Raw genomic sequence first — 10,876 nt, 5'->3', positions numbered from 1 at the left:
AACGTCCGGATATTCCTATGTTTATTGTCTAGTTGTTTGGCGCTTGGCACGGCTGCGCCGCGCCCTCGCTTGTGACAGTTGCGTAAGTCCTGATCATACATGAGCGATGTCTACGATGGTCACTGAGCTTCTTGTACTGAGCGCAGTCGAAGTATGTCGAAGTGCGGGCTATTCGGCGTCGCTTGACTTTAAAGACTGGCGCTACAATATTAGCGATGTCTACGACGGGCTATTCGGCGTCGCACTTGTATTGAGCTAATAAACATCGTCATGAGTACCACGAAAAGTTAGCTAATTTCCAGCTGAGTCCTTAACTAAGTTTTTTTAACGATCATTATTCTGAGGTTTCTCTAGCAGCTCTTGACTTTGGACAGTGAGAAAATTGAAGGGGTGTAGTAGGATCGGTGCATTTTAGCTGTGATTCTAAAGCATCAATCTTTCGTAAAAGCGATACTCCCCACAGTATAGAAATCACCAGCTTGATTGTCATGCCCACGAGCAAAAGTGTCACTATTGTGGCATTTTTCTTTTGTTGAGCCAGCCTTTTTTGTTGCTCAAGAAGTCGTGCTTCGACTTCTTGAGCACGTTCAGCCTCTAATGCTTGCTGTACTTCTCGCCGATCTAATTCTTCACTAGCAGCTAAAAACCGATAATCTAAGTTGCTCAAGCTTTTCCCATTTGCCCACATTTGAGCATCCATCAAGGCTTGTCCACGCAATAGGCGAGATTTATCTTTTTCTTCTGAGGCTACCCATGCATTGAAGTTTTCGTAGTAGGGGCGCAAGTAAGCTAATTTTTTTCCAACCCATTCTAAATTAAAAACTTCTTGATAAATTCGGTTTTTTACTTGGAGACAACCTTGTTTTTTGATTACCAAACCAGACAGTAACAGTTCTACCTGTTCTCGACTATCATCTGCTGGTACTTTCAATCCTTGGAGAATTTGTTGATAAATTCCTAACAATCTGGCGGCAAATTTTTCGTTTCTAAGGATGCGATCGCGAATAGTTCGCAAATGCTCCGGTTCATCTTGTGATTCCCATTTCTCGATGATGTACGATCGCACCACATTTTCTATCCAAAATTCTTCTGTGCCAGCGGGAATTTTCAGCTTTCTGCCCATATCATCTTGAGATAAACTCACAAGTAGCCGACACAGCTTTTGAGTAAGAAATGGTTGCCCATCTGTCCAAGCTAATACTTCTTTCAAAACTGTCTGAGGATGATTGTCATTAATATCTAGTCCTAAAGAAAGTGGTTGAGCTTCTTCAAAGGTGAAACCATTTACTTGGATAGTTTTACCAAGATTAAACGGGGTAGTATTATTTCGATATATAATTAAATCTGAAGGTGTAGCAACCCCAAAAATTGCAAATGTAATCCGATGATACTCTGGATTAATTGCTCGTTGGTTATAACAGAACCGAATCAAGCTAAAAAAGTCATCAACTGAGAAATCGAGGCTGAGTATACTATCAACTTCATCAATAAAAATAAATAGTCTTTCGTTAGGAAACTGAGCTAACAAAACTTCTGAAATAAACCGACTAATTTTATGAATCAAAGAAAGATCGCTTTGTTCTTGCCACCAGGTTTTTAAATTGACTTTTCCTAACAGTTTAAAACTTAACCATAAGTCACCGACAACTCCTTTATACCACTGCTCTGGAGTTATATTTTCACAACCAATATTACTCATGTCAAGGGTGGCACATCTAAAGCCCTCTTTTTGCAAGCGGTGCTTTGTTTTTACCATAAGTGAAGATTTACCCATTTGCCTACAGCTTAGAATGTAGCAAAATTCACCCTGTTTCAAAGCTTCGTAAAGTTCCACATCCGCTTTACGCTCAACATAGCTAGGAGCGTCACTAGTGAGAGTACCACCAACTTGGTATCGATAATTTTTCATTTAATTGATTTTTAATTTTAAATTACTTCTAGATATCAATAAATCTGTATTGTGACAGTTGATACAATTTCTATAAATTCGATGAGTAATTAGGGTTGTAGTAAGAACTTTAATATTTACTATGAACCCTCAAAACTAGCTAGAAAATTCACTAGAAGTATTAACACTATTTTGCTTTCCAAACTGTTGGCTAAAATAAAGACGATACAACTCACACATAGCACTAGCTTGATTGCCGTTTAGTTGAACTAAACCCATACTTTCTAGTTTGTAAGCAGCGATCGCGTCTAACTCTACTTTTTGAACTGTTGCAATTACCTGTTGCATAGCTGACATTAATTCTGGTTCTTCTTGGAGTAGTGTCAACAGTTCTCGTAAATGCTGACCATAAATTCCTACTGGTGTAGATGGAGTTTCTAATAACACCTCCAGCGTCATTTCTCCCTGACATAGATGATAAAATGCAAGGTTCACTAAATAGGGATGTCCTCCTACCATTGCTTGTAGGGGGACAAGGCGTTTTGCCCCTTCCGAGTTTCCTGCCCAATCTAGTCCGTAACGTAATGCTAAATTCTGTACCTCCTTAAGAGTAAATGGTGGCAGTGTAATTGTTATCCCTACATTAAAAGGCGATTGGTTGAGCTTAAGCGGAATATAAATTTCTGTTGTGTGAACCACTATCATCCGCAGTTTTTGCCAAGTCTGATCTTGCTTTGCTTGTTCATGCCAAAATCGCAGCATTGGCAGAAAGTCTTGGGCAATATTAGGATGTTCAAAAATCCGATGGACTTCATTCAAAGCCAAAACTACAGGACTATCATTAATGTATTGCAATAGATAAGCTTCAAAATAAATTTTGCAGCTTACCTTGCTGCCCATTTCTATATCCCAAAAATCATCTAAACAAGGAAGGAGATTTAACTGCCTACTGACATTTACACAAAACCAACGCAAAAATTTATCCAGGGAAGCAAAAACGTCTTGGTCAGCTTCTTGAAAGTCCAAATAAACAATTTGATAATCTTGCTCTCTAGCATAAGCAATCATCCGATTGAGCAGAGAACTTTTTCCCATCTTTCTAGGTGCTTTGAGCCTGATTAAGCAACCAGGGTGTAAAATCTCATTACAAACAAGTTCTTCCAGGGAAGGGCGATTGATGTAAAGAGGAGAACCTAGTGCTACAGGGCCGCTGGGAAATTCTATCTTGCATGCTGAAAAAAAGTCTGCAGAAATCATTTCTAAGCTAAATTCTTCACCGAACTTTTGTTGGATCTGATTTTCCTGATTACCTATCTCGTCTTGCAAGTGGTTATTCAAGGCTAAATGCAGGTTTTTTTTCGTTATTCTTTTTCCAAGTGCTATAGAAAGGTCTTGCCACAACTCAGAACCAACTTCCTTGATGTAATTGTTGCCGTAGCCTGATACCTCTGCCATTTCACTGTAAGTTTTGCCCAACCACGATTGATAGAGGACAAACCACTGAATTGAATCGAGAGGCTTGTCTTGGAGAATTTTTTTTACAGATTGTAGAAGCTTATCCACAGTGTATAAATTGTTAAACAGCTAGGCAATTTACTTATAGCGGTTCTCGGTTGGGTGAGGAATAAGAACCCCACCCCAACCACCTCCCCACAAGCGAGAAAGTGACTATGATGTACTTTATATGATTAGGAAACGCTATATAATTTTTGGCCCAGTAATAATAATATACATCTGAAAAAATACTTGAAAGCAGAAAAATCCAAGATTGCATTGATACAATTTTAAACTCTATTAGTAGATCACAAATATTATTGTAATTATATTTTTTTAAGCAATTTTTGTATAATTATATACTTTTCTATTGACGATTAGTCTCTGTTATTTGGAATACGAGGTTAGTTCAGCCTAATCCAGCTTTGAAAAAGCTGATGACAATCATGGCTCACTGGTATGAGATCCTAGAAACAGTCAATGCACGCTCAACAGAATGGAACAACATCAGAAACCAACGGTTGTAATTACGGGTGCCTCTTCCGGGGTGGGTTTATATGCTGCAAAAGCTCTTGCTGATAAAGGATGGTATGTGGTACTGGCATGTCGGGATTTAGCAAAGGCACAAAAAGCTGCTCAAGCTGTGGAAATCCCCTACAACAGTTATACCAGCATACATATTGACCTTGGCTCCTTGGAAAGTGTTCGACAGTTTGTGAAGAACTTCCGAGCCACTGGAAAGTCTTTAGACGCTTTGGTGTGCAACGCTGCAATTTATATGCCCTTAATCAAAGAGCCTTTACGCAGTCCAGAAGGTTACGAGTTAACTGTCACCACCAATCATCTGGGGCATTTCCTATTGTGCAACCTAATGCTAGAGGATCTGAAGAAGTCATCTTTAGAACCAAGGCTCGTAATTTTAGGAACAGTCACGCACAATCCAGATGAACTGGGTGGAAAGATTCCACCACGTCCCGACTTGGGCGATTTGCAAGGCTTTGCAGAAGGGTTTAAAGAGCCAATATCGATGATTGATGGCAAAAAATTTGAACCAGTCAAAGCTTACAAAGACAGCAAAGTTTGCAACGTGTTGACTATGCGGGAACTGCATGAGCGCTATCACGAGTCAACCGATATCGTCTTCAATTCTCTTTATCCAGGATGTGTTGCAGAAACGCCGCTATTTAGAAACCACTATCCCCTGTTTCAGAAAATCTTCCCATTATTCCAGAAGTATATTACTGGGGGATATGTGTCTCAGGAGTTAGCAGGAGAACGGGTTGCTGCTGTGGCTGCCGATCCTGAATATAATCAATCCGGTGTTTATTGGAGTTGGGGAAATCGCCAGAAGAAAGATGGTAAGTCTTTTGTGCAAAAAGTCTCTTCTCAAGCTCGTGATGACGAAAAAGGCGATCGCTTATGGGAACTAAGCGCCAAGTTGGTTGGACTTGCGTGATCGGACAGGATGCAATAATTTGATTTTTATCCCAATTCCTAGAGTTCGTAGGGTGCGTTACACTTTGTTAACGCACCAATGTTAATTGTAAATAGATGCGAAAAATTATCTAAACATTTCTGATGGAAACTGCTATGTCTTCCCTAAAGGCGCATTCCCAAACCCTATATGAGACTGATTACTTGCAATGGATAGAAACGACTGTAGAAAAATTGCAAAGTCAGGATTACGCAAACATTGAGTGGGAGAACCTAATTGAAGAAATTGCTGATATGGGAAGGAGTGAGCGCCGGAGTCTCAAGAGTAATCTGATTGTAATTCTGATGCATTTACTCAAATGGCAATTTCAGCCCGACAAAAGAAGTGGTAGCTGGGAAGGAAGCATCATTGAACATCGTAGACGTGTCAAAGAAGCTCTAGATGATTCACCTAGTCTCAAATCCTATCTTGAGATAGTTTTTGCTGAGTGTTATGCACAAGCAGTTAAGCAAGCAAAAGCTGAAACTGGCTTGTCAATGGAATCCTTTCCTCTGAACTGTCCATACCAGCTAGCAGAAGTCACAGATGATCAGTTTTTACCTCAGTAAGCACTGAATCGTTCTGTATGTGCTGTTTTACTCTAAAGTTATACCTCTCCATTCGCTTCCACCTTGACTTATACATAAGAAATATGTATAATCACGATCGCATAGAAGGGGAGTAGCTACTGGCAAAAAAACTTGAAAGCCAGTACATCTGAATCAACATACTGGCGATGAGCCTGGTTCAGGTGGCAAATAATCAATATTTGAAAGCGAGACCTTCACTAAGTTCACACCGAAAAGTGTAAACTTGGTGAGGTCTTTTGGCTCTCATCAAGCTTCACATCGGTAAACGATTCTTCAGGAGCTTGAGAGAGTGTTAACAGCTTTTACCGCAGGTTTATTACTCATTACAGTTTCAGAACTAGGCGATAAAACATTTTTTATTGCTGTAATTTTGGCAATGCACCACCCGCGGCGGCTGGTATTTATCGGTGTGACAGCTGCTTTGGCGGCGATGACAATCCTTTCGGTGCTATTTGGACAAGCGGTATCTTTGTTGCCAAAAGTTTATATTCATTATGCCGAAATAGCTTTATTTATAGCCTTTGGTATCAAGCTGTTATATGACGCTAGTAAGATGTCAGCTGCTGCTTGTGATACAGAAGTTGTAGAAGAGGCTGAGGCTGCGGTAAAACAAGCAGATTTACAGTTACCAAAGCAAAAGACTTCCTTAGCAATTGTCATAAAAGCCTTTGTGTTGACATTTATGGCAGAGTGGGGCGATCGCACCCAAATTGCCACCATTGCCCTAGCAGCAGGCAATAATCCGATTGGAGTGACAATAGGTGCAATTTTAGGACATGCCATTTGTGCTGCGATCGCAGTTATCGGCGGCAAAATGATTGCCGGACGCATTTCTGAGCGTCAACTTACCCTGATTGGCGGATGCCTGTTTTTAGTCTTTGGTATTGTTGCTGCCATTAAAGGAGCATAAGAGGGAGAAGTAGGGGAGAAATCAATTTAAAATTCAAAATTCAAGAACTTCTGCCTTCTCCCAAGGGCGATCTGCCTTCTGCCTCCTCTTTCCCAATGTCCAATGCCCATTACTTGGGAGTATTTCCCAATGAAGGCGGAGGAGAAGTAGCAGACTTAGGAATGGGAGAAACCGTTCCTGCCTTCTTAATTTCGTCTCTGTACTTAGCAGGTGCTAAAGCTGCGGCACTATCAAATAAAGGTTTTGCATCTGCGTCTTTGCCCTGTTGTTTCAGGAGCATCGCTTTTGCCACGACGGGGCGAAAATCCTTGGGATCTTTCTTAATTGCCTGGTCATAAACAGAGCTAGCTTGAGCGTAGCGTTTCTGAGAAGCATGAACAGAACCTAACAGCACCTGCACGGCTACTATATCTACACTTCCAGGCTGAATTGTATTTGCTTGGGCTGCATTAGAGAGGGTTTCTTGCAACAAACCAATGGCTGCTTCGGGGCGTTGCTGACTGATCAATAAAGCCACCATTCCTTGCAAAGCCTTCAAATCGCCTGGTTTCGTAGACAAAATCGAGCGATAAGCTTGAGCAGCTCCTTCGCGATCGCCAATTTGCTGTTTGGCTTGAGCTAGTAACACTGAATATTCTGACTGTTCGGGATTCAGCTTTGCTAGCTTTTCTAGGGGTTCAATGACAACTTGGATATCAGCTGGTTTAACCTCATTTTTATCTTTTTGACTCAGTAATTGCAGCCGCGCCTGTAATAAGCCCTTAAGCGCAGTCTGATTTTCTGGTTCCCTTTGCAAAACCTGTTCATAACCCCGTACTTCGTCTTCCAGTTTTGATTTTTGGTCAGCGGAGGGCAAACTACCTCTGGTGTTAGCGGTATTCTGGCTTGAGGGTGGCGTATTATTAAATGCTCCAATTATGGGAATCACCGAAACACCCACAAAAGCAAGAATTGCCACCGCTAAGACGACTTGAACTATCCAACGATTGCGCGGTTGAGACACAGTTTTGTCTTTCTCCTGAACTTTAATGACATTATCATTTACACAAATCGTAAAGTTAAAAATTTCCAAAACTTTGCGGAATACCGCCAATTGCCTGTGAATTTTATAACAATTAACTATCCACACTGCTAAAGTAAGTGATGACTTTAGGAGGAGCCGTCAGAATTGTAGCTATGATATGCTTCCGAAACTAGTGTAAAGCCGCTAAATTAGACATTTAGTGTTTATACATTAAATTTAGCGCCTTTAGGATTGTATAGAGTACCCTAGTGTGATTTTGTGAAAAGCCAATATACTTTCATTAGTCGCACAAATGCTCTTTTCAGCTGCCTTTGTAAAATCCCACAATGGGATGTGTCTCCGCCGCAAGGAGTTTTTATGAATTCCGACCTGATGCCGTTGCCTGAATCTTCCAATTCTTCTGCCTCTAACCAGGGCCCAACTAACGTAGAGGCAGCCACTAATGTTCACATAGCAGCTCAGTCCTCTAAAGAAGTTGAAAATTTGCCTGTCAACTCCAGTGAGACTGACTCAAATGGGAACTTGATTAATCGCCAGCAACCGATTCCGCCTCCTAGTGAACCGATGCAGTATCGAGCGATCGGGTTAGTCCGAGGTCGCTATCATGCTAGCAGCGAACAATTTACTCAAGGTACGCTGCTAACCGCAGATGGTGTAGAACTCAATGCCGTCCTCCTAGGCCGGATTATGAGCTTAGTTAAGAATCATCTAGACTTAGAAAAAGAACACTTATGGGTAGTATATCCACGTACTAGACAAGAAAATGATACCTTGCACATCCAGATCGTCGGAGTTTGGGAGCCAGAAAATCTGGCTAAAAACTCAACAGATGAGGACGAATCAGATTTTGAGTTGCAAGAGTTAGAGACACTCGATGATGGCTTATCCGAGAACTCTGAACTAAATACAACTGCCCCCAGACCTTCATCAGAAGTTGCAGATGGTGGTTTTTCTGTTCGTGGTGAAGTAGTATACCAATCTTTTGATGCTAAAAGCTTGGTAGTCAAAATTAGGCAGGCTCCACGCAAATCAACTGACAAACCCAAGTATTTTAAGTTGAAACTGAGGGGTGTGCTAACCACCAAAGCAGTGGGTAAATTCTGGGACTTCCAAGCCAAGCGGGAAGCAGACGTTTTAGTAGTAGAAAAAGCTGAGGCGATCGCTGATTTACCCAAAAAACGCAAACCACCATTTAAAGGTGGGCCTCGTGCTGGCAGTGGAGGTGGTGCTGGTGGTAGAAAACCATTCCCCCCCAGACGCACTGGCGAAACCCCTCGCCCCATCAAGAAAACAAGTACAGGTGGCGACCCTTCAGTTGTGTCAAAACCTATACCAAGAACACCCGCTCCTAAACCCATCAAGCGACCGAAACCAACTCAAGAGTAGGGAATAAGGCATTAGGCATTGGGCATTGGGCATTGGGAATGGGGAAGAGACAAGGTAAACAAGGAAGAGGGAAAGACAAGGGAGAGACTTGTTCAATAATTTCCCCTTGTCTCCTTGTCTCCCCTGCCCCCTGCTCCCTGCTCCCCGCTCCCCGCTCTCCCCAAAGTCAAAAATCCGTCCGACGGTCTTGGGGTAGAAAAGATCGCTCCATCGGAATTGGAGAAACTGGTTCTGTAAGGGTAAACGTACCTGCTTCGATCCACTTTTTCAACTCTAGAGCGACTTCCCTAGAAAAAAACAAACTCGCTAAGGGGGCAGAGCGTACTGCTTTGCCCTCTATGGTGATCCGCCCAGATTTGAGTTGGGCGTAACTTACCAAACCAAAGGTGGGACGGACGCGCCGGGGAATGGAAAAATCTACTATTGGGGCTACTAAGTCTTGATCTTGGACGGCACAGTGTTCAATTACTTGTTCATTTAATACAGGTAGTGGTACACCAACCCCTAACATTAATGAGGGGCCATAACTTTTGAAATAACACCCCCGCACCCAATGAGCATCCATTTGCTTGGCATCACCAATTAAAGCTAAAGTGGCGGAAGGCCCAATCGGTGTACGATTAGCTAAACGCTTTTGTAAGGGGAAGTGCTGAGTGCCTTCCCAAGCGACATAGCCAACACCACCGCCTAAAAAAATTCGAGTACCTATACCAACAAGTTGTAAATCGGGGTCGTTGAGTAAGGGGGAAATAGCACCGGGGTTAGAATAAACAGCATTCCCCAGACGCGGTTGTAAAGGGCCGAGATAGGTAAAGAGGGGGCGATCGCCACCATTTACACCAACAATAAAATTTTGATAAAGATTGCGTGGATTGAATAAATAAAACTGATTAATTGTGTCACTGGTAATTGTAGTTTCAAAATTTGCTCTGGGGTAACAATCTGTTACTTGTCCTTGCGCTTTTACGTGTATAGATTTACCAGCGATCAAATCTTCGATTACATGACCGCCACCACGTTCTCGCACTTCTTCCCCATCTGTCGTCTCTACAGCACAACTCGCACCCAAATATAAATCTACTGCACCAAAACCAGAGTATGCTGGCACGCCATCTAACCAACAACGGCGAATTTTTATCGGGGGGTCAGTATGTCCCAGATTAATAATTGCACCACTTGATTCCATCGGCTCAAAAGTACCAGTGGTAATTACATCAACTTCTTTAGCAGCTTTAGTAACACCGATTTCTACAACTCGTGCTTTTAATTCTTCAGTTGTCAACACCACCGCACGTTGGCGCTTAATTTTCTCGTTAATTTCTGCAATTGTTCGCATCTTATCAGTGCTTACGCTTTCTGGTGAGTGAGGAATGGAGAGAGACGCGATTAATCGCATCTGTACTAAGGAGTAGGAAAAAGAAATTTTCATTGCTCCTTATGAGCGCAGATGATCGAGACTTTTGAATAATTTCATCTCGAAATAGTTATCGCCAATCTCTGCGCGACAGCTTAACACCCCGAATAAGCATAAAATTCTAGAAAACAATTCAAGTATTGCAAAATTAAAATGATATATTTTTTTGGGGCAAACAAGCTGCATGTATCCAAAATATTTTTTGTAGTACGTAAAATTACCAAAAATAAAGCCTTGTATTATCAATTAAATGTATGTATGGTTAGGATTAAGTGGACTTACTGGACTTAAATAATTTTACGTCAACCGAAAGAAACATTTCTGGTTTTTGTAAAAGACTTATCCGAAAATGGTAAATATATATGACAAAGGCATTTCAGCGATTACAAGGGAATGTGCGATGCCTGCGGTGGGCTGCGCCTACGCTAAATTAGGTATACGAAAGAATAGGGGTTTGAGCATAAATTACGGCTAAATTATCAGTTTAGGGGCAAAAATATTGGTAGAAATAAAATTTATTTTCTCCCAAAAAATTTAAATATTAATAGTTAGTGAAAGTAAACAATTTAAGCTGTAGCCTGACTAACCCACAAACTTTATTTTAAGGACATGTCTATTGTTAACAAAGCTATTATTTCCCAAAGCACAAGACATATTACCTGTTATATCTAACATGAGTCAAACTCTCTATTTGTG

The 10,876-nt window shown here is 41.4% G+C and carries 8 protein-coding genes; 4 read left to right on the top strand and 4 right to left on the bottom strand.

The window, feature by feature from the left end; genetic code table 11:
* Window positions 1-334: 334 nt before the first annotated feature.
* Window positions 335-1,909, bottom strand: a complete 1,575-nt coding sequence (locus V7K60_RS17680; protein WP_334927145.1) for an AAA-like domain-containing protein — start codon at window positions 1,907-1,909, stop codon at window positions 335-337.
* A 135-nt stretch (window positions 1,910-2,044) separates the two neighbouring features.
* On the bottom strand, window positions 2,045-3,451 hold the full coding sequence (locus V7K60_RS17675) for an AAA-like domain-containing protein (protein ID WP_334927144.1): 1,407 nt from the start codon (window positions 3,449-3,451) through the stop codon (window positions 2,045-2,047).
* Between the two features lie 427 nt (window positions 3,452-3,878).
* Between V7K60_RS17675 and V7K60_RS17670 the strand changes: the two genes are divergently transcribed.
* The 3 genes from V7K60_RS17670 to V7K60_RS17660 all read left to right on the top strand — a co-directional run bounded on the left by V7K60_RS17670 (window position 3,879) and on the right by V7K60_RS17660 (window position 6,356).
* Window positions 3,879-4,838, top strand: a complete 960-nt coding sequence (locus tag V7K60_RS17670) for a protochlorophyllide reductase (protein ID WP_334927143.1) — start codon at window positions 3,879-3,881, stop codon at window positions 4,836-4,838.
* A gap of 122 nt (window positions 4,839-4,960) precedes the next feature.
* Window positions 4,961-5,425, top strand: a complete 465-nt coding sequence (locus tag V7K60_RS17665; protein WP_334927142.1) for a DUF29 domain-containing protein — start codon at window positions 4,961-4,963, stop codon at window positions 5,423-5,425.
* Between the two features lie 310 nt (window positions 5,426-5,735).
* Entirely contained in the window at window positions 5,736-6,356 is a 621-nt protein-coding gene (locus V7K60_RS17660) for a TMEM165/GDT1 family protein (RefSeq protein WP_334927141.1), read from the top strand.
* A 109-nt stretch (window positions 6,357-6,465) separates the two neighbouring features.
* Here V7K60_RS17660 and V7K60_RS17655 read toward each other — a convergent pair whose 3' ends face one another.
* Window positions 6,466-7,359 carry a tetratricopeptide repeat protein gene (locus V7K60_RS17655; RefSeq protein ID WP_334927140.1) on the bottom strand — a complete coding sequence of 298 codons (894 nt, stop codon included), beginning with the start codon at window positions 7,357-7,359 and terminating at the stop codon, window positions 6,466-6,468.
* A gap of 378 nt (window positions 7,360-7,737) precedes the next feature.
* On the opposite strand from V7K60_RS17655, the gene V7K60_RS17650 reads away from it, so the two are divergent.
* Entirely contained in the window at window positions 7,738-8,766 is a 1,029-nt protein-coding gene (locus tag V7K60_RS17650; RefSeq protein ID WP_334927139.1) for a hypothetical protein, read from the top strand.
* A 166-nt stretch (window positions 8,767-8,932) separates the two neighbouring features.
* Here V7K60_RS17650 and V7K60_RS17645 read toward each other — a convergent pair whose 3' ends face one another.
* Window positions 8,933-10,102, bottom strand: coding sequence for a homocysteine biosynthesis protein (locus V7K60_RS17645; protein ID WP_292859842.1), 1,170 nt, complete (start codon window positions 10,100-10,102; stop codon window positions 8,933-8,935).
* Window positions 10,103-10,876: the final 774 nt, after the last annotated feature.

This window comes from Nostoc sp. (assembly GCF_036917555.1).
Taxonomy (GTDB): Bacteria; Cyanobacteriota; Cyanobacteriia; order Cyanobacteriales; family Nostocaceae; genus Nostoc.
The sequence above is the reverse complement of the archived record's forward strand: the minus strand, read 5'-3'. Positions and strand labels throughout refer to the sequence as shown.

What these genes read in the sequence shown, in the direction of transcription:
- V7K60_RS17665 (WP_334927142.1), top strand. Translation starts at nt 4,961, where the DNA reads ATGGAAACTGCTATGTCTTCCCTAAAGGCGCATTCCCAAACCCTATAT.
- V7K60_RS17670 (WP_334927143.1), top strand. Translation starts at nt 3,879, where the DNA reads ATGGAACAACATCAGAAACCAACGGTTGTAATTACGGGTGCCTCTTCC.
- V7K60_RS17680 (WP_334927145.1), bottom strand. Translation starts at nt 1,909, where the DNA reads ATGAAAAATTATCGATACCAAGTTGGTGGTACTCTCACTAGTGACGCT.
- V7K60_RS17650 (WP_334927139.1), top strand. Translation starts at nt 7,738, where the DNA reads ATGAATTCCGACCTGATGCCGTTGCCTGAATCTTCCAATTCTTCTGCC.
- V7K60_RS17645 (WP_292859842.1), bottom strand. Translation starts at nt 10,102, where the DNA reads ATGCGAACAATTGCAGAAATTAACGAGAAAATTAAGCGCCAACGTGCG.